Source organism: Marinobacter excellens LAMA 842 (assembly GCF_001574445.1).
GTDB classification, from domain to species: domain Bacteria; phylum Pseudomonadota; class Gammaproteobacteria; order Pseudomonadales; family Oleiphilaceae; genus Marinobacter; species Marinobacter shengliensis.
This window is the reverse complement of sequence record NZ_LOCO01000016.1, coordinates 20292-44356: the sequence shown is the minus strand read 5'-3', so window position 1 is coordinate 44356 and position 24065 is coordinate 20292. Positions and strand designations below refer to the sequence as shown.

Sequence of the window (24065 nt, the reverse complement as noted above, 5' to 3'; positions counted from 1 at the left end):
ATGACGACGTTCCCCGATAGCTCAGTTGGTAGAGCAACGGACTGTTAATCCGTTTGTCCCTGGTTCGAGCCCAGGTCGGGGAGCCACTATTCCGAAAGCCCGCTAGTTCTTTGAATTAGCGGGCTTTTTCGTTTGCTCTCGCTTGTTTCTATTGCCTGCAACTTTTGGCGGTTTGCCTGACTCCTGCCCCAGCCTTTGAGTTTAGCGGGTGGGAACGGATGGATACCCCTCCCGAAAAACGCTACGAGCACATCCATGTGCGCTTCGCTCCGGCCATCCATGGCCTACGAGATTTTCGGGAGGGGTATCCATCCGTTCCTTTTTATGCTCGGTGGCATAGTCCGGTTGTTTAGTGACTGTCCAGTCGAAATCTTATGAGCTCTGACAGGCTGCATTCCACAGTGCTAGGCATCTACGTGACTATTCTTGCGCTGCCTGAACGGCAGTGTGGGACGGCCTTTCCAAAAATCTCGGAGGCCATGGATGGCCGGAGCGAAGCGCACATGGATGTGCTCGTAGCGTTTTTTGGAAAGGCCGTCCCACACTGCAGCCCCACCAAAACAAGCAGGCTAGGGCCACAGCTCAACCACCCGAACAAGGTCAGACCGAGATCACCTCAGCGTGAATGGCCTCAAGGGCAGCCAGAGGGTCGGGCGCCTGGGTGATGGGGCGGCCGATGACGAGGTAGTCGGAGCCGGCTTTGAGGGCGTCGGTTGGGGTCATGATGCGCTGTTGGTCACCTTTATCGGCGGTCAACGGGCGGATTCCCGGGGTGATTAGCTGGAAGTCGGCGCCCTGCTCTGTTTTCAGTCTGGGCGCCTCCTGGGCGGAGCAGACGACGCCGTCCAGGCCGCAGTTTCTGGTCAGGGTGGCCAGGCGGGAAACGTGGACCTCTGCGGAACCGGTGATGCCGATACCGGCCAGGTCCGCATCGGACATACTGGTCAGCACCGTGACGGCGATCAGCAGCGGCTTATCCGCCCCGAACGACTCCAGGCGCTCGCGGCAGGCAACCATCATTTTCTCACCACCCGAGGCATGCACATTTACCATCCACACACCCAGATCCGCCGCCGCAGCAACCGCCGCGGAAGTGGTGTTCGGGATGTCGTGGAATTTCAGATCCAGGAACACGTCAAAGCCCCTGCCCTGCAGTGATTTGACCAATTCCGGGCCGGAACGGGTGAACAACTCTTTGCCTACTTTCAACCGGCATTTGGCCGGGTCCAGCTGATCAGCCAGCGCCAGGGCCGGGTTCTGGGAGGGGAAGTCCAGGGCAACGATGATTTTCGGGTCATTAAGGTTTTGCACGGTCAGGTTCCGGTTCAAAAGGTTAAAACATTATTCGGCTTCAACGCCCTGGATGGGACGCACCGTTTCCCACTGCTTACAGCTGGGGCAAAGCCAGTGCAGCTGCTGGCCTGAGAAACCGCAACTGACGCAACGGTAAACCGGCCGGTTGGCGAGAATCAGGTGGCCAATACGGCTGACAAGGCGGCCTTCGTCTGTGGTCATGCCTTTTTCATAGCCGGCCATTTCCACCAGCCGGAGCAGGCCACGAACAGAAGGCCGAATTTCCAGCTCCTGCCGGAGCAGATCAATAGCAGCGGGGCGACCAAAGGAACGCTCCACCGATTCCACCAGCGCCAGCAACAAACTGGTACTCGGATACTGCTCATAGAGTTTGCGGAGTTTTTTGACCAGCCTGCCTACATCACCGTGTTCCCGCTCGAGCTTCATCAGGCGGTCGATGGCCTCCGGACCAAACTCCGGGTTCTGTTCAAACACCTTCAGGCTTTGATTGCCGGCTTCGCGGAAGTTGCCCTGGCGGATCTGCTGTTTCATCAGCAACAAGGTTGCGCGAACACAGGAGCGGTCGTAGTCGAGGGCCTCCTTGGCCAGTTTCTGGGCAGTCCAGCGATCGTCTTTGGCCAGGGCCGCATCGGACAACTCGCAGGTAATGTACGCCAGTGTTTTGACCATCGCAGGATCTGCGTCGCTACGGGTAAGGGTCTGTGCCACCTGGGCAGCCTTTTCCCACTCCCGCTCCTGCTGATACAGCTCGATCAAGGCCGTAGCAGCGCGGCGGCCGTACTCCCGGTCTCCCATCAACTGATGCAGCAGGGCTTCCGCCCGATCGTGCAGGCCGGCATTGAGATAATCCATTGCCAGCTCCAGGGTAACCTGGGGCGTATAGCGCGCCGGCAGTTCGGGCCGGGCCAGCAGGTTTTGGTGGATCAGAATGGCGCGATCGGTTTCGCCCTTATTGCGGAAATGGCTCCCGATAGACAGATGCAGGCTAACGGTATCTTTATTGACGGCCAGGGACTGCACAAAGTTGTCCACAGCCTGGTCAGAGTAGTTGGTAAACAGGAATTGCAGACGGTCGCGAACGGAATCTTCATCGGAAATGGCCCGGGAGCGGCGCTTGCCCTGGCTACCAAACCTGCCGACCACCCAGCCGGCAGCGACCGCTACCGTCAGAAGCAGCCACTGTAGAACTATTTCCATCAAATTGCCCGGTCGTTCTGTGCCCTGGATTTCTCTAATGCGTGCTCAGCACGCTCGAGTCTTTTTTTGAGAGTCCGCCGGGACACCGACGTACGGAATGTGGCAAGTAAGGTAATCAACACCCCCACAAGGGCGCCAATCACAAACGACATGATAATCCAGACGGCAACACCATGGGGCTGCGTTTCAAACAACAGGAAATTGAGCGAAACGGCCATCTGATTGTTCAGAGAAAACACCAGCGCCAGGAGTATCAGAACCAGAACCAGAACGGTGATTAGGATCTTCTGCAGTCCTGCCATGTCAATATCTCTCCAGACGGGCGCCAGGCCCGATAGTGCGGTGTTCCATCAGCATTGCCTGGAACCGGGTTTAAAAACCCTTCTTCAAGCTGTCATTCACCTGCTCACGCAATTCTTTGCCGGGCTTGAAGTGCGGAACATACTTGGCAGGCAGTTGCACCGCTTCACCAGTTTTCGGATTACGCCCGGTTCGGGCTGCCCGGTGGTGCAGGGAATAGCTGCCAAATCCCCTGATTTCAATACGCTGACCATCGGCAAGGGCCTGAGACATATGCTCGATGATGGTCTTAACCGCTAACTCCACATCCTTGACGGAGAGCTGTGTTTGCTTGGAGGCAATCAGTTCAACCAGTTCGGACTTCGTCATGAGGCGTTTCCCTCTGTCATTATTATTCCGCAGTCAATTACCGGGTCCCAGTGCCTCTAGTTTAGCCAAACCAGAAAAAAACACAAAAAAAACGGGCTCTTAGAGCCCGTTTTTTTGATGCCAACCGGAAAATTAATCCTTATTGGCGTTTTGCTGCTGCATCTGCTCTTTGATCAGATCACCGATGGTGGTCGCACCAGAGGATTCTGCAGTTTTGCTACGTACGTTTTCCAGAGCCTGCTTGTCGTCTTCAACGTCTTTGGACTTGACAGACAGGTTGATTACGCGGTTCTTGCGATCGATGCTGATGATCTTCGCTTCAACTTCTTCGCCTTCTTTCAGAACGTTACGCGCGTCTTCAACGCGGTCACGGCTGATTTCAGAAGCCTTCAGTACCGCCTCAACTTCCTCGTTCAGGGCAATGGTAGCGCCTTTGGCGTCTACTGCAGAAACAGTACCCTTAACGATGGAGCCCTTGTCGTTCAGCTGAACGAACTCGGCGAACGGATCGCTTTCCAGTTGCTTGATACCCAGGGAGATGCGCTCGCGCTCTGGATCAACAGACAGGATAACGGTTTCAACTTCGTCGCCTTTCTTGTACTCGCGAACGGCTTCTTCGCCAGTCTCGTTCCAGCTGATGTCAGACAGGTGAACCAGACCGTCGATGCCACCGTCCAGGCCGATGAAGATACCGAAGTCAGTGATTGACTTGATCTTGCCGGAGATACGGTCGCCCTTGTTGAACTTGCCGGAGAAGTCTTCCCACGGGTTGGCAACGCACTGCTTGATGCCCAGGGAAATACGACGACGCTCTTCGTCGATATCCAGGATCATCACTTCAACTTCGTCGCCTACCTGAACAACCTTGGACGGATGGATGTTCTTGTTGGTCCAATCCATTTCGGATACGTGAACCAGACCTTCAACACCCTCTTCCAGCTCGGCAAAGCAGCCGTAGTCAGTCAGGTTGGTAACGCGTGCAGTAACCTTGGCACCTTCAGGGTAACGGGCCTTGATTTCTACCCACGGATCTTCACCCAGCTGCTTCAGACCCAGAGATACGCGGTTACGCTCGCGATCAAACTTCAGGACCTTAACATTGATTTCGTCGCCCACATTCACGATTTCGCTCGGATGCTTGATGCGCTTCCAGGCCATATCGGTGATGTGCAGCAGGCCGTCAACACCGCCCAGATCTACGAACGCGCCGTAGTCGGTCAGGTTCTTGACGATACCCTTGATTTCCAGACCTTCGGTCAGGGTTTCCAGCAGAGCTTCGCGCTGCTCGCTGTTTTCAGCTTCCAGAACGGCGCGGCGGGAAACAACCACGTTGTTACGCTTCTGGTCCAGCTTGATAACCTTGAATTCGAGTTCTTTGTTCTCCAGGTGCGCAGTGTCGCGAACCGGACGAACGTCTACCAGGGAACCCGGCAGGAAGGCACGGATGCCAGCCAGATCAACAGTGAAACCACCTTTGACCTTGCCATTGATAATACCCTTGACCACTTCTTCCGCTTCGAAGGACTTCTCAAGTACCTTCCAGGCTTCAGCGCGCTTGGCCTTCTCACGGGACAGACGGGTTTCACCGAAACCGTCTTCAACTGCATCGAGAGCCACATCGACAACGTCGCCGATAGCTACTTCCAACTCGCCTTTTTCGTTCAGGAACTGGGAGGCGGGGATAACGCCTTCGGACTTCAGTCCGGCGTTAACGGTGACCCAGTCGTTATCGACGTCTACAACGGTTCCCTGAACAATGGAACCTGGTTGCATATCGATTTCTTTCAAACTTTCTTCGAAAAGATCCGCAAAGCTCTCGCTCATTATGTGCCCTATATGATCAACGCAAGTGTGCTCCGTGCCGCCAGCAACACGGTCTGTTAACGATTTCCGGAATCAGCCAGCGGCTGGCAATTTAGCGCTGTTTCCGGCATTCCAACAACAAAAAGGTGTAGTCAGGCCTGACCTGCTGCGGCCATACACCTGTCTAACACCTCTTCTATACTCAAACCCGTAGAATCAATGACTTGCGCATCATCTGCAGGCTTGAGAGGGGCCGCTGACCGGTTCATATCCCGATCGTCACGCACCCGTATCTCTTCCAAAAGGGCGTCAATGTTAACATCGACCCCTGCTTGCTTCAACTGATTATAACGGCGCCGCGCCCGCTCCTCGGCACTGGCGGTCAGGAATATCTTTACCGGCGCATCGGGGAAAACCACCGTTCCCATATCCCGACCATCTGCCACCAGCCCGGGCAGCTGCCGAAAATCCCGCTGGCGTTGCAACAGCGCATCCCGCACCGGCTGTATCACCGCCACCTTTGAGGCATTGTCGCCACAGGTTTCAGTGCGGATTTCCGAGGTTACGTCCTCACCTGCCAGCACCACCTTTACCGGGTGGCCTTCGCCGGTGGGCTCGAAAGCCACATCCAGGGTGGCCGCCACCTTTACCAGACCGGCTTCGTCATTCAATGCCACGCCCTGTCGCATAGCCGCCAATGCCGTCAACCGATAAAGCGCCCCACTGTCGAGCAGATGCCAGCCAAGCTTTCTGGCCAGCATCTGAGTGATGGTACCTTTACCGGAACCTCCGGGACCATCAACGGCGATTACCGGTGCCTTGCTTTGGGTCATTAAAACTCGCCTTCTGTACTGATTTGAATGCCAGTCTGTTTGGCCAGGTCAACAAAGCCCGGGAACGACGTAGCCACATTTGCACAATCGTTGATGCGGATAGGGCCAGTGGCTCGCAGAGAGGCAACGGCGAACGACATGGAGATCCGGTGATCTTCATGGCTTTCAACCGTGCCGCCACCAATGGTCTGGCCGCCCTCGATGACAATACCATCCGGAGTAACCGTGGTTTCAACGCCCAGAGCCGCAAGCCCGTCCGCCATGACCTGAATCCTGTCACTTTCTTTTACCCGAAGCTCTTCTGCCCCACGCAACACGGTGCGGCCCTTGGCGCAGGTTGCAGCAATAAACAGCACCGGAAATTCGTCGATCGCCAGCGGCACCTGGTCTTCCGGAATATCAATACCGCGCAGCTCTGCGGACCGAACACGCAGGTCAGCCACGGGCTCGCCGCCAATCACCCGCTCTTCGAGTACCTCAATGTTGGCACCCATCTGGCGAAGGATATTGATCACCCCTACCCGTGTCGGGTTCATGCCAACATGGCGCAGGGTCAGGTCGGAATCCGGTGCGATACTCGCCGCCACCAGGAAGAATGCCGCCGAGGAAATATCCGCCGGCACGTCAATGGCGCAGGCAGTCAGCTTGCCACCACCGGTGACGCTGGCTGTGGCACCATCGCGGTGAACGTGGTAACCGAAGCCCTCCAGCATTCGTTCGGTATGGTCACGGGTCGGTGCGGGTTCAGTTACCGACGTCACGCCTTCGGCGTACAGGCCCGCCAGCAGCAGGCAGGACTTGACCTGGGCACTGGCAACCGGCATTTCATAGTGGATACCGGTCAACGGGTTACCGCCGCGGATCCTGAGCGGTGGGCGACCACCCTCGGCGGTATCAATCACCGCACCCATCGCACGCAGCGGGTCAGCAACCCGGCCCATTGGGCGCTTGGACAAGCTGGCATCGCCGGTTAACTCGGAGTCAAACGGCTGCGCCGCCAGCAGGCCAGAGAACAGGCGCATAGCCGTACCGGAGTTACCCAGGTACAGAGGGCCGCGCGGTGCCTGGAGCCCGTGCATACCCACGCCATGAATGCGCACGAAGCCGTCTTCCGGGCCCTCAATGGTTACGCCCATATCCCTGAATGCCTGCAAGGTGGCCAGGCTGTCTTCGCCTTCCAGAAAGCCCTTCACCTCGGTAATACCTTCGGCCAGGGCACCCAGCATGATCGACCGGTGCGACATGGATTTGTCACCCGGAACCCGAATGTCACCCCGAACGGTACCGCCGGGCTGCATAGAAAAAATAACCTGCTTGTCGGTATTGTTAGTCACGTAAGCCTGTCCTGAAAGCATCTTCGAAAAATGTTCCCGCGCCGCTTTGGCGCGACTGAAAACCCGCAGCAGGGTTGCGCCATCGCCATTGGCAATGGCCGCCCTGAGCTGATCCAGGTCTTGGGTAAAATGATCAATCACGCGCAACACGGCATCGCGGTTTGACAAAAAAATGTCATGCCACATTACCGGATCACTGGCGGCAATGCGGGTGAAGTCCCGGAAGCCACCGGCGGCGTACCGGAAAATGTCCATATTCTGGTCTTCGCCCGCCAGGGTGTCCACCAGGGAAAAAGCAATGAGATGGGGCAAATGACTGGTGGCCGCCAACACTTCGTCGTGATACGCCACCGACATGGTCAGGACCGTTGCACCGGTGCCCTCCCACAGAGCCGTTAGCCCTGAAAGCGCCGCCGCATCGGCATCGTCGGCCGGGGTCAGAATGACTTTGTGATTGGCGAACAGGTCCGGGTTGGCCGCCCGGATACCACTTTTCTCTGAGCCGGCAATCGGATGCCCGGGGATCACTCTTGGCGACAGTTTGCCGAATACGGCTTTAACATCTGCGACGAAACTGGACTTGGTGCTGCCGACATCGGTCAACACTGCGTCACTCGCCAGCCAGGGTCTTATCTGTTCAAGCACCACCCGCGTTGCCCGCACCGGCACGGCCAGGACCACCAGATCACTGCCTCGCACCGCCTGTTCCAGGGTGGTCGCTGCCTGGTCAATAACACCGAGGTCCACGCCCAGTGCCGCGTCTTCCGGTTTTTGATCAAAGCCCACGACAACCCGCGCCAGGTTGTGGCTGCGAATGGCGCTGGCGAGGGAACCACCTATCAGCCCAAGGCCAATGACAGCAACACGCTGAAAAAGAGGCTGGTTATCAGCCACCTCAGCCCCCCTGCCCGGCAGCCGCCAGGGACTGGGACAAGGCATCCAGGAATCGCTCGTTTTCCTCTGGGAGCCCCACCGACACCCGCAGGTGAAGCGGCATGCCATAGCCGGCAATCGGGCGAACAATCACACCATGAGACAGTAGCGACTGATAGATTCCCTGGGCCTGATCACCCACTTCAACGGCAATAAAATTACCCGCAGATGGGATATAAGGCAGGCCTATTAATTCAAAGGCTTCCGATAGCTGACGCAGGCCAGCCGCATTCACTTCCCGGGAACGATTCAGATAGGCTTCATCCTGCAAAACCGCCGTGGCCGCCGCAAGGGCGACCGAGTCAACATTAAACGGCTGCCGCACCCGGTTCAGGATATCAGCAATGGCGGGCGAGCTTATGGCATAGCCAACCCGTAACGCGGCCAGGCCCCAGGCTTTGGAGAAGGTGCGACAGACGATCAGGTTCGGATAACGTTCAAGTAGCTTGATGCCATCCGGGTATTCCTCGCCGGTCAGGTACTCGCAGTAGGCTTCATCCAAAACCACCAGCACCCGCTCCGGGATTTTATCCAGAAACGACTCAATGGCTCTGGCGGTATGCACGGTTCCGGTAGGATTGTTGGGGTTGGCCACAAACACCAGCTTGGTGCGTTCGGTCACCGCCGCCGCCATGGCATCCAGATCGTGCCCCCACTCTTTGGCGGGAACCGGCACCCCTTTGGCACCAATGGCCTGGGTAACGATGGGATAAACCGCAAAGGCATATTGGGAAAACACCACTTCACTCTCGGTGTCGGCAAAACAGCGGGCAATCACCTCGAGCACATCATTAGAGCCGTTACCCAAGGTAATCTGATCCATACCCACGCCGAACCGGTTGGCCAGTGCCTGTTTCAGCTCAAAGCCGTTGCCATCAGGGTACAGGCAAAGTTCTTCCAGCGCTTTACGAGCGGCCGCCAGGGCCTTCTCGCTGGGCCCCAGAGGGTTCTCGTTGCTGGCCAGCTTGATGATCTCCGCGGGATTCAACCCCAGTTCCCGGGCAAGCTCCTCAATGGGCTTACCGGGCTGATACGGAGACAGAGCCTGAACACCTTTTACCGCAAGACTCTGGTAATCCACTGCCATTCAACTTTCCTCCCGTTGAGGTCTGTTCAGGAATCAAAGCACGCCGATGGGATAGGAGCCCAGGCGCTTCAGCTCCACGGCTTCCTGGTCGATTTCTGACAACACTTTCTTTACCTGCTCATCTTCCACGTGCCCCTCGAAATCGATGTAGAACACATAGGCCCAGGTACCGCTGGGCGACGGCCGGGTTTCGATGCGAGTCAAGCTGATGCCATGGCGATGGAAAGGCTCCAGCACCGCATACAGGGCGCCAGGTTTGTTGCGCATGGAAACCAGTACGGATGACTTGTCCTGGCCGCTGGCCGGCACCTCTTCGCGCCCGATAATAAGGAAGCGGGTGGTGTTGTCCGGGCGGTCCTCAATGCTGCTGGACAGCTTTTCGAGGCCGTACAGCTCGGCGGCCATATCGCCGGCAATCGCGGCGGAGCCGGGCTCTTCCGCCGCACGGCGGGCTGCTTCCGCATTGCTGGAAACGGTGATTCGCTCAATGCCGTAGCGGTGCGTATCCAGCCACTGGCGGCACTGGGCAAACGACTGCTGATGGGAATAGATGCGGGTAATGTCCTGGTCTTTGTGTTTGGGGGCGACCAGCAAATGGTGGTGTATGCGCAGCTGCACCTCACCGCAAATCTTCAACGGCGAGGAAATAAACATATCCAGCGTGTGGTTGACCATGCCTTCGGTGGAGTTCTCCACCGGCACCACACCGTATTGGGCCGCACCGGATTCCACCTCACGGAACACTGCGTCAATGGCTGGCAGCGGAACGCTGATAACCGAATGGCCAAAGTGTTTGAGCGCCGCCGCCTGGGTAAAGGTGCCCAAGGGCCCCAGGAACGCGATGTGCATCGGTTTTTCCAGCGCCAGGCAGGCAGACATGATTTCCCGGAACAATCGGGCCATCTCTTCGGCCGGCAGCGGCCCCGGGTTCTGCTCCTTGATGCGGCGCAGCACCTGGGCTTCCCGTTCGGGACGGTAGAAGAACACGTTCTGGCCAGGATTGGCAGCCATCTTCACATTGGCCACTTCCTGGGCACACTTGGCGCGAGCACTGATCAACTGCATGATCTGTTGATCAAGGCTGTCTATTTCGTCCCGCAGTTCGCCCAGGCGGGTCTTCTCATCCGTCATGATCAGCCCCGCTCCTTCGCAAATTCCGCCATATAGTCAATCAACGCATCCACGCCCTCTTCCGGCATGGCGTTGTAGATACTGGCGCGCATACCACCCACAGAGCGGTGCCCCTGCAAGTTGAGCAACCGGCGCGCTTCTGCACCTTTCAGGAACTCACCATTGAGAGTATCGTCCGCCAGGGTAAACGGTATGTTCATCCAGGAACGGAAGCGCGGCTCAATGGGGTTGGCGTAGAAATCATTGGTGTCGATAAAGTCATACAACTTCCGGGCTTTACGGGCGTTGATTTCGCCCATGGCTTTCACGCCACCCTGCTCTTTCAGCCACTTGAACACCAGGCCAGACAGGTACCAGGAATAGGTGGCCGGGGTGTTGTACATGGAGCCGTTATCCGCGATGACCTGATAGTTCATCATGGTCGGCGTTTCCTTACGAGCCTTACCCAGCAAGTCTTTGCGGATAATGACCACCACCAGGCCCGACGGCCCGATGTTCTTCTGGGCGCCAGCGTAAATCAGCCCGAACTTGTTGATATCCACCGGGCGTGACAGCATGGTGGACGACATATCCGCCACCAGCGGCACCCTGCCGCTGTCCGGAATGAAGTCGTATTCCAGGCCACCGATGGTTTCATTGGGGGTGTAGTGCAGGTAAGCGGCGTCGGCACGGGTGTTCCAGGTTGACTGATCCGGAATGGAGGTAAACCCGCCATCCTCGGAGCTGGCCACCACATTCACGTTACCATAGCGCTTGGCCTCAGCAATGGCCTTTTTGGACCAGATACCGGTGTTCACGTAATCGGCCGAGGACTTGTCACCCAGCAGGTTCAGCGGAATGGTGGAGAACTGACTGGAAGCTCCACCCTGCATGAAGAGTACGGCGTAATCATCTGAAATGCCTGCAAGTTCCCGAAGGTCCTTCTCAGCCGCATCGGCAATGGCCACAAACTCGTCACTACGATGGCTCATTTCCATAACCGACATACCGGTGCCACGCCAATCCAGCATCTCGTCACGAGCCTGCTTCAGCACGGCTTCCGGCAAGGTGGCCGGACCGGCACAGAAATTAAACGCCCTGCTCATTCTTCGGTTTCCTCGCCTTCTACTTCGACGTCGTCGTCATCAGACTCTGCAATACGCTCCACACCCACCAGGCGCTCATCTTCCTGAGACAGGCGAATCAGGCGCACACCCTGGGTGTTGCGGCTGAGCACCGAAACCTCATCAGTGCGGGTACGCACCAGGGTGCCCTTGTCGGAGATCAGCATCATCTCGTCGCCTTCAAACAGCTGAAGCGCCGTCACCAGGTTGCCGTTACGCTCTGAACACTGCATGGCGATAACGCCCTGACTGCCACGGCTGTATGCCGGGAACTCATCAATGGCGGTACGCTTGCCATAGCCGTGCTCACTGGCAGTAAGAATCACACCGCCTTCCTGCGGGATGATCAGGGACACAACATGGTGGCCTTCCGGCATCTTGATACCACGTACACCACGGGCGGTCCGGCTCATCGGGCGTACCTGCTCCTCCTGGAAACGAACGGCTTTGCCCGCAGTGGAAAACAGCATCACTTCGGCGGAACCATCGGTAATGGCCGCGCCAATCAGGGTATCGCCTTCGTCCAGGTTCAAAGCAATCAGACCACTGCTGCGCGGACGGGAGAAGTTCGGCAGCGGGGTTTTCTTGACCACACCGGCAGAGGTGGCCATCAGCACAAACTGATCTTCCGGGTAATCCCGCACCGGCAGGAACGTAGTGATACGTTCATCTTCTTCCAGCGGCAGAATGTTGACCATCGGCCGACCACGGGAACCACGGCTGCCCCGGGGAATCTCGAACACCCGCAACCAATACACTTTGCCACGGTTAGAGAAACACAAAATCGTATCGTGGGAGTTGGCCACCAGCAGCTTCTCGATGAAGTCTTCGTCTTTCATCGAGGTTGCTGCCTTACCCCGGCCACCGCGGCGCTGGGCCTGGTAATCTTCCACGGCCTGGGTCTTGGCATAACCACTGTGGGAAATGGTGACCACCAGGTCTTCTTCATCGATCAGGTCAGCAATCGTCAGGTCGCGCTGCGAACTGGTGATCTCGGTACGGCGCTCGTCACCGAACTCGGCTACCACGGCTTCCAGCTCTTCGCGGATGACCTGCATCAGGCGGTCCGGGTCTGCCAGAATTTCCAGCAGGCCGGCGATCTTCTCGAGGATATCCTTGTACTCATTCTGGAGTTTTTCGGTTTCCAGGCCGGTCAGGCGGTGCAGACGCATATCCAGAATGGCCTGGGTCTGCTCCGGAGACAGGTAATAAAGGCCATCGCGCAGGCCGTAGATCTCCGGCAGATTGTCCGGGCGGCAGGCGTCTTCACCGGCACGCTCCAGCATGGCCAGAACATCACCCGGCACCCAGCCCTTGGACATCAGCTTTTCTTTGGCTTCCACAGAGCTCGGTGATGCTTTGATCAGCTCGATCATTTCATCGATGTTGGCCAGGGCAACCGTCAGACCTTCCAGGATATGCCCGCGCTCGCGGGCCTTGCGCAGCTCATAGATGGTCCGGCGCGTCACCACTTCACGGCGGTGGCGAACGAACGCATCGAGCATTTCCTTCAGGTTCAGAATCTTCGGCTCGCCGTTGATCAGCGCCACCATGTTGATACCGAACACGGTTTGCAGCTGAGTGTGGGCAAACAGATTATTCACGATCACTTCGGGGTTTTCACCACGGCGAAGCTCGATCACCACCCGGATGCCTTCCTTGTTGGATTCATCACGCAGCTCGGTGATGCCTTCCAGGCGCTTCTCTTTAACCAGTTCAGCAATCTTTTCAATCAACCGGGCCTTGTTCAGCTGGTAAGGCAGTTCGGTGATGATGATGGCGTCACGATTGGTTTTCTTGTCGTGCTCAATCTCGTGGCGGGCGCGGATGTAAATGCGGCCACGACCAGTGCGGTAGGCTTCAACGATACCGGCACGGCCGTTGATGATGCCCTGAGTCGGGAAATCCGGGCCCGGAATGAATTCCATCAGCTCGTCGATGGACAGGTCTGGATTATCAATCAGCGCCAGACAACCATTGACCACTTCGGTCAGGTTGTGGGGCGGAATATTGGTCGCCATACCCACGGCAATACCGGAAGAACCATTGACCAGCAGGTTCGGTACACGGGTAGGCAGGACTTCCGGAATACGCTCGGTGCCGTCGTAGTTGTCGACGAAATCCACGGTTTCCTTGTCCAGGTCCGCCAGCAGCGAATGGGCAATTTTCTCCATGCGGATTTCGGTGTAACGCATGGCGGCGGCGTTGTCGCCGTCGATGGACCCGAAGTTACCCTGACCATCCACCAGCGGGTATCGTAAGGAGAACGGCTGAGCCATACGAACAATGGTGTCGTAAACGGCTGAATCACCATGGGGGTGATATTTACCGATAACGTCACCCACCACACGGGCGGATTTCTTGTATGCCTTGTTCCAGTCGTTACCCAACTCGGACATGGCGAACAGCACCCGACGGTGCACCGGCTTGAGGCCGTCACGCACGTCTGGCAGAGCCCGGCCGACGATAACGCTCATGGCGTAATCGAGGTAGGACTGCTTCAATTCGTCTTCAATATTGACCGGCAGGATCTCTTTGGCTAACTCACCCATCGAGAAAGGTTCCTTTGCGTTATCTGGAAGTCGTACCGGGGCCGTTTCCGGGCCCCGTCTTTATTCTTCAACAAGCCGCCAAGCATACCACAGTCCACTGCCCCGAGGGGCGACTGTGGCACAGCCTTAATCGAACACTACGGTCTTGTTTTCGTAGGTAATCACGCGGTCTTCGATATGAGACCGAAGGCCGCGGGCCAGCACGTTCTTTTCAACGTCTTTGCCCAGCCGAACCATATCTTCAATGGAATCGCTGTGGCTGATGCGAATCACGTCTTGCTCAATGATCGGACCTTCGTCCAGGTCCTGGGTCACGTAGTGGCAGGTGGCCCCGATCAGCTTCACGCCCCGGCTGTAGGCCTGGTGATACGGGCGGGCCCCGGCAAACGACGGCAGGAAGCTGTGGTGAATGTTGATCACCTTGCCAGCGTACTTTTCGCACAGCTCAGCCGGCAGAATCTGCATGTAACGCGCCAGCACCACCACGTCGGCATCGTACTTCTGGAAAAGCTCTTCAATGTGAGCAAAAGCTTCTGCCTTGTTTTCCTTACTGACCGGTATATGGTGATAGGGAATATCGTGCCATTCCACCATCCGGCGAAGGTCATCGTGGTTGGAAATAACCGCCACCATTTCGGCGTTCAGTTCCTTGCTGTGCCAGCGGTGCAGGAGGTCCGCCAGACAGTGTGATTCTTTGCTGCACATCAGGATGACGCGTTTGGGCCGGGCGGAATCGGCGATGTGCCAGCGCATGTTGAATTCGCGGGCAATCGGTTCGAACGCGGCGCGGAACTGATCAAGCCCGAAGGGGATCGACTCAGCCTTGATCTCGTGACGCATGAAGAACCAGCCAGACTGAGTGTCTGAATGGTGGCTCGCCTCGGTAATCCAGCCGTTGTAGGTGGACAGAAAATTACTCACCTTGGCAACAATCCCTACCCGGTCCGGGCAGGAAATAACAAGACGATAGGTATGCTCCATTAAGCCTTTCCTTAACTTGAATCCGGGAAAGCGGGTGCGCCGGAAAACCACAGACATCCGCCTGCGGTGGCGTGCCTGAGCGCACCGGTAAAAATGACCGGCTATGATAGCCTATCTGGCAGCCAGAAACGAGGAATCCAATGACACACAGAGTGATCCACAGCCCCCGGCCAAGAATTCCACTGAGGCGCCTGTGGGGCCTGACAGCCGCATTGATAGCGTTACTGGTACTGAATGCCGCCTACGCCAGCAATCAGGCCATCCTTGAGGGCGAGCGATTCCACCCGGTTCAGGCCACTCAGGGCATGGTAGCCACCAGTCACACCCTGGCCAGCGAGGTGGCCCTGCAGGTTCTCAAAGACGGCGGCAACGCCATGGATGCAGCAGTTGTGGCAGGTTTTGCTTTGGCGGTAACCCAGCCCCGCTCCGGCAACATCGGTGGTGGTGGCTTTCTTTTATATGCGCCCGGTGACGGCAGCGCGCCAGAGGCCATCGACTACCGGGAAACCGCCCCGGCCGGCGCCAGCGAAACCATGTTCCAGGATGACGAGGGCAACGTCATCAGCCAACGCAGCCGGTTTAGCCACCAGGCCGCTGGCGTTCCCGGCACGGTCGCCGGCCTGGCCCTGGCATTGGAACGACACGGCACTCTCTCATTAAAGGAAGCCTTGGCCCCGGCCATCCAGCTTGCGCAAGAGGGCTTCGTGGTTCCCCATCGTTTCACCGAAGGCCTGGAACAAGCCAGAGAACGCCTGCAACGCTGGCCCGCTACCAAGGCGACCTTTTATAAGGAGGACGGTTCGGCACCGCAACCAGGTGAACTATTCAGACAACCCGACCTGGCTGACACCCTTAAACGCATTGCAGAGCATGGCCCAGCGGGTTTTTACCAGGGGAAGACCGCCCAGTTGATTGTTGATGAGATGCAACGCCACGATGGCCTGATCACCCTGGATGACCTCAAAGCCTATCGGCCCGCCGTCCGGCAACCGGTACATGGCCAATATCGTGGTTACGACATCTACTCCATGTCGCCACCCTCCTCCGGCGGCACCCATATCATCCAGATCCTCAACATCCTTGAGGGCTTCCCCATCACAGAGATGGGCCACAATTCCGCCGCGACCATTCATCACATGGCCGAGGCCATGAAACTGGCCTATGCCGACCGGGCTGAATACCTGGGCGATACCGATTTCGTGGAGGTTCCGCTGCGCGGGCTGACCAGCAGGGCCTATGCGGCAAAGCTGCGAAAAGGCATCAACCCGGACAAAGCACGGCCCGCCAGCGATATCAAACCCGGCCAGCCGGCTGCCCATGAAAGCCCCGAGACGACTCATTTTTCCGTGGTGGACCGCTGGGGCAATGCGGTATCCAACACCTACACCATCAACTTCAGCTATGGTTCCGGCATTACCGTTGCGAGCGCTGGTTTCCTGCTCAATAACGAAATGGATGATTTCAGCGCCAAGCCGGGTGAGCCCAATGCCTACGGCCTGATCGGCGGCGAGGCCAACAAGATCGAACCGGGCAAACGCATGCTCAGCTCCATGTCCCCGACCGTGGTGCGCAAAAACAACCGCAACTTCCTGGTAACCGGCAGCCCGGGCGGCTCCCGCATCATCACCACCACCCTGCAGGTTCTGATGAATGTGATAGACCACAACATGAACATCCAGACCGCTGTTGCCGCGCCGCGCATCCACCATCAGTGGCTGCCTGATGAAATCCGCATGGAACAGGGCATCAGCCCGGACACCATCCGCCTGCTGGAGGCCAAAGGCCATGAGGTCACCACCAGCGCCGCCATGGGCGCTATCCAGAGTATTATGATTGGAGACGATGGCACCCTCTACGGCGGTGCCGATCCACGCCGGAGCACGTCATCGGCGATGGGCTTTTAACCGGGCGGGAATTGACCCGCCTCAGACTGTTTGGGAGGCAAATCATGTATCTTTCTGTACAGCTGAGCTGTTATCCGCTTAAAGACGATTACAAGCAACCGATCTGGGATCTGATTGATCGCCTGAAACAAACCGGCCTGGAAGTCTATCCTGGGCGTATGAGCACCGAAATTTTCGGCGACTATGATGAAGTAATGACTGTGCTGTCCGATACCATGAAGTGGTCTTTCGAAACCTACGGAAAATCGGTGTTCGTGGCCAAGATCATGGAGGGCGACCGGAGGCCGAGATGACCAACCCGAACGAACCAGGCAAACCCGATAACAACGACAAGCCTCAACCAGCCATACCGAACCAGTATTCATTCCTGTGGCTGAGCGCTGCCTTTTTCCTGATGTTTTTGTGGCTACAGGACACCGGTCGCTCGCAGCAGCAGGAACTGGCCTATTCCGAGTTTAAAGAAGCGGTACTGAACGGGCAGGTGCAGGAAGTCACCCTGCGCAACGAAGAAATCCGTGGCCGGTTTACCGAGGCCGGTGCCGCCCGGTTCAGTTCCGATACCGGGCGCAGCACAGAGAATTTCCTGACGTTACGGCCACCGGTTGACGATCCGGATCTGCTGTCATTGCTGGAGCGGCAAGAGGTTGTCATTCGTGGTGCGCCATCGGGCCGGCCCTGGTGGCAGGACCTGATTCTTGGCTTCCTGCCCTGGATACTGTTGCTGGCGCTGATGTTCTGGTTCTGGGGGGCGGCACAAAAACGAATGACCCAAGGTGGCGGACCATTCGACTATGCCAAGTCCCGGGCCCGCCGGGCTCGCAAGGAAACCTCAACTACCACCCTGGATGACGTGGCAGGCATAGAATCCGCCAAGCGCGACATTGCGGAGATCATCGACTTCCTGAAATCGCCCGAGAAATACCGGCGCCTCGGGGCGGTCATGCCCAAAGGCGTGCTGCTGGTGGGGCCGCCTGGAACCGGTAAAACCCTGTTGGCGAGGGCCATTGCTGGCGAGGCGGAAGTACCCTTCTTCAGCATCAGCGCCTCGGAATTTATCGAGATGTTTGTTGGCGTGGGTGCCGCACGGGTTCGGGACATGTTCCAGAATGCCCGCAAGGAGGCACCAGCACTGATTTTTATCGACGAGCTGGATGCCATTGGTCGCTCCCGGGGCGCAGGCCTGGGCGGCGGACACGATGAGCGGGAACAGACCCTGAACCAGATCCTGACCGAGATGGATGGCTTCGAAGCCCACGAGAATGTTTTGGTGCTGGCAGCCACCAACCGCCCGGACGTACTGGACAGCGCCCTGCTCCGCCCCGGCCGGTTCGACCGCAAGATCACCCTGGATCGCCCGCACAAAGAGGCCCGGGAAGCCATCCTCAAAGTGCACGTGCGCAAAGTGCCGCTGGCCGCCGATGTGGACCTTGCGCAGTTATCGGCCCGCACCACCGGTTTCTCCGGCGCAGACCTGAAAAACCTGGTCAACGAAGCGGCCCTGACCGCCGCCAGGGAAAATCTGGACGAGGTTAACGCCCACTGCTTTGAGCAGGCCCGGGACCGACTGATTCTGGGCGAGGAGCGGGATGCCCAGCTAACGCCGGAAGAACGGGAAGTGGTGGCCTACCACGAGTGCGGACACGCCATCATGGCCTATTACATGCCCAAGGCCGACCCACTCACCAAGATCACCATCATCCCCCATGGCATGGCCATGGGCGTAACCGAACAAACTCCTCGGGAAGACAAATACAACTACACCGAAAGCTACCTGCGGGATCGCATCAAAGTCATGCTGGGCGGCCGCTCCGCCGAGAAAATCATCTATGGCGAAGTCAGCACCGGTGCCCAGAACGATCTTAAAGAAGCCACAAAATTGCTGCGCCGAATGATCGGCCAGTGGGGCATGAGTGAGAAAGTGGGCCCACTGGGACTGGGTATTGGTGAGGAGCATGTATTCTTGGGACGGGAGATGGGTGCCCCCCGGGAGTACAGTGAAAAGCTGGCCGACCTGATTGATTCGGAAATCCAGTCGCAACTCATGGACCTGGAATCCTACACCGTCAACTTCCTCAAGGAACACCGCAAGGAGTTGGACGCCTTGGCCAAGGCGGTGATGAAACACGAAACCCTGTCAACCGAGGAAATCACCGAGGTGTTGAGCAAAGCCGGCGACCGGAAAATCGCATGATTCTCCTCTGGCTTCAGGGTGTTACCGTCACCGGCAGGTTCATTTCAATCAGCAGGGTATCTGCACCCTGCTCACGGAACAGGCTGCACTGCCGGCTAAGCACCAGTTGCGAGGCGCCTTCCTCCCTGATCACCCGTGCAACAGCTCCGGCACTGGCCATGGGCAAGAAACTGACCCGGGCGGTAATACCCTCGCTTTCCATATAGGCCAGCAAATCCTCGGCGATACGCTCATCACGGCCGGTTTCGGTTCGCACCAGGATCGTCAACGGCTGCCGGTTACGCCTTGCCAGCTCAGCGCCAACCCTGACAGCCCGATGGTTCGCCCCTTGATCGTGATTCAGCAACACCACAATGCGATTTCGGGACCGCATGGGCGGATCGGCCCACAACAACACATCCCCGAGCGCCTGGCTCACCAGAACCCTGGCCGTGGACCCAAGGCGAGAGCCCGGACTGCCAGACCAGCCCACGCGGCCTAACACCAGCAAATCCCCCGGCCGCGCCAGATTCAGTACTTCATCTGCCACACGGCCACGACACAAGGTGAGCGCCTGGGCAAGCCCCCGTTGCGCCATGGCACGCTCCAGCGATCTTCTCGCCTGCTCCGCCAGCGAGCGCATCCGGGCCTCAATAGCCGCAAGGTCCATTGGCCGCGCGACGCCGGAATTTCTGCCCACTTCCCTTGTGAACCCATAACCCGCGCTACGCAACAGGTTCACCTCCTCGACGAACACCCCCAGCACTTCGGCTTTGCGGGCATGGGCAATGTCCGCCGCGGCCTCCAGAGCCGCCAAACTTAACCTTGAACCATCCAACAGAATCAGCACCCGGCCCACTGGCTCAACCGGAAGCTGTTGCTCAGCGGTCACCGTTCTTGCCTCCGCTGTCGTTATCCTGGGCGTCTTCCTTCTTTTGCCCTACCTTTGCATACTCAGCCAAACGATCAGCCACGCGACGGTTGAAGCACCCTTCCGGATAACCGCCCTCATCATCAGGCGAGCCTGGCGCCATGCCGGTCATCAGCTCAATGGCCTGATCAATGTGGGTCATCGGGTAAATGGCAAACACGCCCTCCCTAACCGCCGTGCGCACCTCCTCATTCAACATCAGGTGCTCAACGTTACTGGCGGGTAGCAACACGCCGTGGCCATTTACCCCACCGTTTTTCTTGCAGACATTGAAGAAGCCCTCAATTTTCTCATTCACCCCTCCCACTGCCTGAACCTCACCGTGCTGGTTCATGGAGCCGGTCACCGCCAACGACTGTTTCAGCGGCACGCCGGTAATGGCAGACAACAGCACACAGGTTTCCGCTACCGAGGCTGAATCCCCTTCCACGCCACCGTAGGATTGCTCGAAGGCGAGGCTCGCAGACAGGGATAAATCACCCATGGGCGCATAGCGGCCTGCCAGAAAGCGGGACAAGATCATCACCGCCTTACTGTGAATGGGCCCGCCAAGTTTCGCCTCACGCTCAATATCCACCACCTGGCCTTTGCCGGGCCGGGCGGTGGCCGTGATGCGGGTAGGCTGACCAAAACGGGTGGCACCTATCTGCAACACAGACAAGCCGTTCACCTGCCCCGCCTGCTCACCGTCTGTGGCAATCATCACCACACCCCGGTAGATCTGCTCCAGGCTACGTTCCCGAATGCGGCTGGCGCGGAACTCCCGCTCATCAATCGCCTGTTGAATATGCCCGATGCCAATGTGCTTGCTGTCAGCACGGGCAGCCCAGTGATTTGCCTCGCTGAGCAGGTCTTTCAATACCCGGTCATGGGCGGTCAGTTTTTTCTGGTCACCAGCCAGGCGACTGGCATGCTCAATCAAACGCCCCACGGCGGGCTTGTCCATTGGCCGGGCCTTTACAGATGTGGCCATGGTGGCAAGCATTCTGGCGTAGAGCTGATAGCTCTCTCCGTCCCGGTCCAGATCATCCTCGAAATCTGCCTCAACCTTGAACAGGTCGAGGAAGTCCGGGTCGTAGTGTGCCAACAGGTAATACAGGGTCCGGTCGCCCACCAGCACCACTTTCACTTTCAGCGGGATCGGTTCAGGCTGCTGACTGACGGTAGTGGCAAGGCCGTACAGGCGCTCCAGGGATTCAATACGAATTTCATTGGAAAACAGGATACGCTTCAGGCTTTCCCAGGCCATGGGCTGGGTCAGAATGCGGCGGGCATCCAGGATCAGAAAACCGCCGTTGGCCCGATGCAGCGAACCGGCCCGGATCAATGTGAAGTCCGTGTACAGGTTACCCTGGTGAGCACGATGCTCAATCTGACCGGTCAGGTGCTGGTGATTGGGCAGGTCCTCATACACCACCGGGGCGCCCTGCGTTTCCGAATTATCCACCAACAGGTTCACCCGGTAACGATTGAGCAACCCGGCGGGGGCGCCGTTCTCACTATCCTGGAAGGCTTCGGCGTGTTCTACCACGTCTTCCCGAACCGCATCCAGGTAGGCAACCACCTCCGGCAGGTGCGACCACTTCTCGCGCAATTCGCCAATGGGGCCGCCCAGGGTCAGCTGAACCATCTCTTCGTTCAGAGAATGGATACGCTCCCGCACTTCCTTGCGCAGCCGCGGCACTTGCTGGATAGCCTGCTGCAGTTTCTTCTGCAGGTCTTCAACCTTGGCCTCCACCAGCGCCTTCTCATCATCAGAGAAGGTCTTGTATTCCTCCGGCTCAATCACTTCGCCGTTACGCATGGGCGCAAAGGTAAAGCCGGCCGGGGTTGTCAGCATGGCTATATTGTTCGCGTTCGCCTCTTCCTGGATGGCGAACAGGCCCTTCTGCTGACGACGCGTCACCTCTTCCTGAAGCTCCTGAATGCGAGCCTGATACTCCTCACTTTCAAAGGTAGCCGGGATGGCGGTTTTCAGCTCCGCTGCCAGGTCACTCATATCACGCTTGAATACCCCGCCTTCGCCCGGCGGCAACTCAATGGCCTTTGGTTTGTCGGATTGCTGAAAGTTGAACACGTGGCACCAGTCGGATGGCACCGGCTGGCCTTCGGCGTGCTTGTCGAGGAATTGCCTGACCAGTTCGTGCTTACCCGCTCCGGATGGCCCCAGTACAAACAGGTTAAAACCATTGGCCTCCATGCTGGCGCCAAACTCCATCGCGCGCAGCAGGCGCTCCTGCCCAAAAGGAAGTTCCAGTTCCTCCAGCGTTGCCGTTGTCTCAAAGTTCAACTTGTCCAACGGGCAACGGTGGTAAATCTGGTCTTCGGTTAACGCCGCAGGTAGCGCCATTGTTCCTCCTTACTTTTCGCCGTCCAGCTTGTCCTGGGTACGCAAATCAAAGTCACTGGCATCATGCCGCTCGTGCAGCTGGGAAGACAGCTCACCCCAGGCCCGGTTTACCATGCGGCCACGCTGCACTGCGGGGCGCTTGGCCAGCTCATCTGTCCAACGCAAAATGTTCGTGTAGGTGTGGGCCTCCAGGAACTCCGCCGCCTCGTACACCGTGTTCTTCACCAGCGAGCCATACCAGGGCCAGATTGCCATATCGGCAATGGTATATTCATCACCGGCGATGTACTGGTTATCCGCCAACTGGCGATCCAGCACATCCAGTTGCCGCTTCACCTCCATGGTGTAACGGTTGATCGGGTACTCGTATTTTTCAGGGGCATAGGCATAAAAATGCCCGAAACCACCACCCAAAATCGGTGCGCTGGCCATCTGCCAGAACAGCCAGTTCATCGTCTCTGTGCGCCGGGCCCGGTCTGTTGGTAAAAAGGCACCGAACTTTTCCGCCAGATAGAAAAGAATAGATCCGGATTCAAACACCCGCACGGCCGGGTTCTCGCTGCGGTCCAGCAACGCCGGAATCTTGGAATTCGGGTTTACCTCAACAAACCCGCTGCTGAACTGATCTCCTTCCATGATGTTGATCAGCCAGGCATCGTACTCTGCCTCTTTGATACCCTTCTCCAGCAACTCCTCAAACATCACCGTCGCTTTCACGCCATTGGGCGTGGCCAGGGAATACAGCTGGAATGGATGCTCCCCCACCGGCAACGCTTTGTCGTGGGTAGGCCCGGCAACGGGACGATTAATGTTGGCAAACCTGCCACCGTTACTGCTGTCCCATTTCCAGACCTTTGGAGGCGTATAGGTTGAATCACTCATGTTTGGTCTCCGATTGACGGTGAGTAAGCTATTGGCCGACTTTACCTGATTGCCCCTGCCGTTAGCACCTGTGTTCGCATTGAGAATGCGCCGGATCAAATCCGGGAGTTCCCAACAGGCTATACTGGTCGTGATCTGTTGTTTACGAAGGGAGTCGTATTATGGCTGCATCCGCGCTATCAGGCGCTCCGGTATTCCACACCCGCGGCCTAACCAAAACCTACCAGCAGGGTGAAGTACAGGTGCACGCCCTGCGCGGAGTGGATCTCGACCTTTACGCCGGTGAACTGGTGGTCATGCTGGGTGCCTCCGGCTCTGGCAAATCGACACTGCTGAATATTCTCGGCGGCCTGGATATACCGACCAGCGGTGAAGTCCGGTACCTGGAAACGGACCTTGCCCGGGCCACCGACAAGGAACTCACCCGCTACCGCCGGGATTACGTGGGCTTTGTTTTCCAGTTCTACAACCTCATCCCAAGCCTGACCGCCCGGGAGAACGTCGTCGCTGTTACCGAAATCGCCCGCAACCCCATGGCGCCGGACCAGGCACTGGAACTGGTCGGGCTTGCCAACCGGGCCGATCATTTCCCGGCCCAGTTGTCTGGCGGCGAACAGCAACGGGTTGCCATTGCCCGGGCCATAGCCAAACAGCCTAACGTGTTGCTGTGTGACGAGCCCACAGGCGCCCTCGATTCCGCTACAGGTGTTCTGGTACTCGAGGCTCTGGAGAAAGCCAACCGGGAAACTGGCACCACCACAGTGATCATCACCCACAACGCCTCTATTGCCCTGATGGCAGACCGGGTGATCACCCTCTCAGATGGTCTGATCAGCGGTGAGCAGCACAATGCCCACCGGCAAGACCCGAAAACCCTGAGCTGGTAGCGCC

Annotated in this window: 19 protein-coding genes and 1 tRNA gene; 5 read left to right on the top strand and 15 right to left on the bottom strand. The window is 57.8% G+C overall.

Annotation, left to right across the window (positions count from 1 at the left end):
- The first annotated feature begins 10 nt into the window (after window positions 1-10).
- Window positions 11-86, top strand: a tRNA-Asn gene (locus J122_RS13460).
- 514 nt (window positions 87-600) lie between these two features.
- Here J122_RS13460 and pyrF read toward each other — a convergent pair.
- The 12 genes from pyrF to purU all read right to left on the bottom strand — a co-directional run bounded on the left by pyrF (window position 601) and on the right by purU (window position 14937).
- Window positions 601-1311: an orotidine-5'-phosphate decarboxylase gene (gene pyrF, locus J122_RS13450; protein WP_061332745.1), complete on the bottom strand. Its 711-nt coding sequence runs from the start codon at window positions 1309-1311 to the stop codon at window positions 601-603.
- 30 nt (window positions 1312-1341) lie between these two features.
- The gene (gene lapB, locus J122_RS13445) at window positions 1342-2511 is read right to left on the bottom strand and encodes a lipopolysaccharide assembly protein LapB (protein WP_061332744.1); all 1170 of its coding nucleotides are present in this window, start codon (window positions 2509-2511) and stop codon (window positions 1342-1344) included.
- Entirely contained in the window at window positions 2511-2813 is a 303-nt protein-coding gene (locus J122_RS13440; RefSeq protein WP_061332743.1) for a LapA family protein, read from the bottom strand. Before J122_RS13440 ends, lapB begins: the two co-directional genes overlap by 1 nt.
- Window positions 2814-2883: 70 nt before the next feature.
- Entirely contained in the window at window positions 2884-3180 is a 297-nt protein-coding gene (locus J122_RS13435; protein ID WP_061332742.1) for an integration host factor subunit beta, read from the bottom strand.
- A gap of 132 nt (window positions 3181-3312) precedes the next feature.
- Window positions 3313-5004, bottom strand: a complete 1692-nt coding sequence (gene rpsA, locus J122_RS13430) for a 30S ribosomal protein S1 (protein WP_058090540.1) — start codon at window positions 5002-5004, stop codon at window positions 3313-3315.
- A gap of 131 nt (window positions 5005-5135) precedes the next feature.
- Window positions 5136-5816 carry a (d)CMP kinase gene (gene cmk / locus J122_RS13425; protein ID WP_061332741.1) on the bottom strand — a complete coding sequence of 227 codons (681 nt, stop codon included), beginning with the start codon at window positions 5814-5816 and terminating at the stop codon, window positions 5136-5138.
- A complete protein-coding gene (locus J122_RS13420) occupies window positions 5816-8044 on the bottom strand; it encodes a bifunctional prephenate dehydrogenase/3-phosphoshikimate 1-carboxyvinyltransferase (protein ID WP_156471763.1) in 2229 nt (742 codons plus the stop codon). The genes cmk and J122_RS13420 overlap by 1 nt, the downstream gene beginning before the upstream one ends.
- Before the next feature lies 1 nt (window position 8045).
- The gene (hisC, locus tag J122_RS13415) at window positions 8046-9170 is read right to left on the bottom strand and encodes a histidinol-phosphate transaminase (RefSeq protein WP_061332739.1); all 1125 of its coding nucleotides are present in this window, start codon (window positions 9168-9170) and stop codon (window positions 8046-8048) included.
- Between the two features lie 33 nt (window positions 9171-9203).
- Window positions 9204-10301 carry a prephenate dehydratase gene (gene pheA / locus J122_RS13410; RefSeq protein ID WP_061332738.1) on the bottom strand — a complete coding sequence of 366 codons (1098 nt, stop codon included), beginning with the start codon at window positions 10299-10301 and terminating at the stop codon, window positions 9204-9206.
- A gap of 2 nt (window positions 10302-10303) precedes the next feature.
- The gene (serC, locus tag J122_RS13405; RefSeq protein ID WP_061332737.1) at window positions 10304-11386 is read right to left on the bottom strand and encodes a 3-phosphoserine/phosphohydroxythreonine transaminase; all 1083 of its coding nucleotides are present in this window, start codon (window positions 11384-11386) and stop codon (window positions 10304-10306) included.
- Window positions 11383-13956: a DNA gyrase subunit A gene (gyrA, locus tag J122_RS13400; protein WP_061332736.1), complete on the bottom strand. Its 2574-nt coding sequence runs from the start codon at window positions 13954-13956 to the stop codon at window positions 11383-11385. The genes serC and gyrA overlap by 4 nt, the downstream gene beginning before the upstream one ends.
- Before the next feature lie 126 nt (window positions 13957-14082).
- Window positions 14083-14937, bottom strand: a complete 855-nt coding sequence (gene purU / locus J122_RS13395) for a formyltetrahydrofolate deformylase (protein WP_058090533.1) — start codon at window positions 14935-14937, stop codon at window positions 14083-14085.
- Window positions 14938-15077: 140 nt separating this feature from the next.
- On the opposite strand from purU, the gene ggt reads away from it, so the two are divergent.
- From ggt to ftsH, 3 genes are read left to right on the top strand one after another with little or no spacing between them, the layout of a single operon-like run.
- Window positions 15078-16841 carry a gamma-glutamyltransferase gene (ggt, locus tag J122_RS13390; protein WP_061332735.1) on the top strand — a complete coding sequence of 588 codons (1764 nt, stop codon included), beginning with the start codon at window positions 15078-15080 and terminating at the stop codon, window positions 16839-16841.
- 44 nt (window positions 16842-16885) lie between these two features.
- Entirely contained in the window at window positions 16886-17134 is a 249-nt protein-coding gene (locus J122_RS13385) for a YkoF family thiamine/hydroxymethylpyrimidine-binding protein (RefSeq protein WP_061332734.1), read from the top strand.
- Window positions 17131-19032: an ATP-dependent zinc metalloprotease FtsH gene (gene ftsH / locus J122_RS13380; protein WP_061332733.1), complete on the top strand. Its 1902-nt coding sequence runs from the start codon at window positions 17131-17133 to the stop codon at window positions 19030-19032. Before J122_RS13385 ends, ftsH begins: the two co-directional genes overlap by 4 nt.
- Before the next feature lie 13 nt (window positions 19033-19045).
- On the opposite strand, the gene J122_RS13375 is transcribed toward ftsH, so the two are convergent.
- Genes J122_RS13375 through yghU form a run of 3 tightly spaced genes read right to left on the bottom strand, consistent with a single transcriptional unit; the run spans window position 19046 to window position 23174 of the window.
- Window positions 19046-19903, bottom strand: a complete 858-nt coding sequence (locus J122_RS13375) for a universal stress protein (RefSeq protein WP_061332732.1) — start codon at window positions 19901-19903, stop codon at window positions 19046-19048.
- Entirely contained in the window at window positions 19893-22292 is a 2400-nt protein-coding gene (locus J122_RS13370; RefSeq protein WP_061332731.1) for a Lon protease family protein, read from the bottom strand. The genes J122_RS13375 and J122_RS13370 overlap by 11 nt, the downstream gene beginning before the upstream one ends.
- Window positions 22293-22301: 9 nt before the next feature.
- Window positions 22302-23174, bottom strand: coding sequence for a glutathione-dependent disulfide-bond oxidoreductase (gene yghU, locus J122_RS13365; protein ID WP_061332729.1), 873 nt, complete (start codon window positions 23172-23174; stop codon window positions 22302-22304).
- Between the two features lie 161 nt (window positions 23175-23335).
- On the opposite strand from yghU, the gene J122_RS13360 reads away from it, so the two are divergent.
- A complete protein-coding gene (locus J122_RS13360) occupies window positions 23336-24061 on the top strand; it encodes an ABC transporter ATP-binding protein (RefSeq protein ID WP_061332728.1) in 726 nt (241 codons plus the stop codon).
- Window positions 24062-24065: the final 4 nt, after the last annotated feature.

Coding starts and splice junctions, on each gene's coding strand:
- J122_RS13440 (WP_061332743.1), bottom strand. CDS start 2,813: ATGGCAGGACTGCAGAAGATCCTAATCACCGTTCTGGTTCTGGTTCTG.
- J122_RS13385 (WP_061332734.1), top strand. CDS start 16,886: ATGTATCTTTCTGTACAGCTGAGCTGTTATCCGCTTAAAGACGATTAC.
- rpsA (WP_058090540.1), bottom strand. CDS start 5,004: ATGAGCGAGAGCTTTGCGGATCTTTTCGAAGAAAGTTTGAAAGAAATC.
- hisC (WP_061332739.1), bottom strand. CDS start 9,170: ATGGCAGTGGATTACCAGAGTCTTGCGGTAAAAGGTGTTCAGGCTCTG.
- J122_RS13435 (WP_061332742.1), bottom strand. CDS start 3,180: ATGACGAAGTCCGAACTGGTTGAACTGATTGCCTCCAAGCAAACACAG.
- cmk (WP_061332741.1), bottom strand. CDS start 5,816: ATGACCCAAAGCAAGGCACCGGTAATCGCCGTTGATGGTCCCGGAGGT.
- purU (WP_058090533.1), bottom strand. CDS start 14,937: ATGGAGCATACCTATCGTCTTGTTATTTCCTGCCCGGACCGGGTAGGG.
- J122_RS13370 (WP_061332731.1), bottom strand. CDS start 22,292: ATGGCGCTACCTGCGGCGTTAACCGAAGACCAGATTTACCACCGTTGC.
- yghU (WP_061332729.1), bottom strand. CDS start 23,174: ATGAGTGATTCAACCTATACGCCTCCAAAGGTCTGGAAATGGGACAGC.
- serC (WP_061332737.1), bottom strand. CDS start 11,386: ATGAGCAGGGCGTTTAATTTCTGTGCCGGTCCGGCCACCTTGCCGGAA.
- gyrA (WP_061332736.1), bottom strand. CDS start 13,956: ATGGGTGAGTTAGCCAAAGAGATCCTGCCGGTCAATATTGAAGACGAA.
- lapB (WP_061332744.1), bottom strand. CDS start 2,511: ATGGAAATAGTTCTACAGTGGCTGCTTCTGACGGTAGCGGTCGCTGCC.
- ftsH (WP_061332733.1), top strand. CDS start 17,131: ATGACCAACCCGAACGAACCAGGCAAACCCGATAACAACGACAAGCCT.
- pheA (WP_061332738.1), bottom strand. CDS start 10,301: ATGACGGATGAGAAGACCCGCCTGGGCGAACTGCGGGACGAAATAGAC.
- ggt (WP_061332735.1), top strand. CDS start 15,078: ATGACACACAGAGTGATCCACAGCCCCCGGCCAAGAATTCCACTGAGG.
- J122_RS13360 (WP_061332728.1), top strand. CDS start 23,336: ATGGCTGCATCCGCGCTATCAGGCGCTCCGGTATTCCACACCCGCGGC.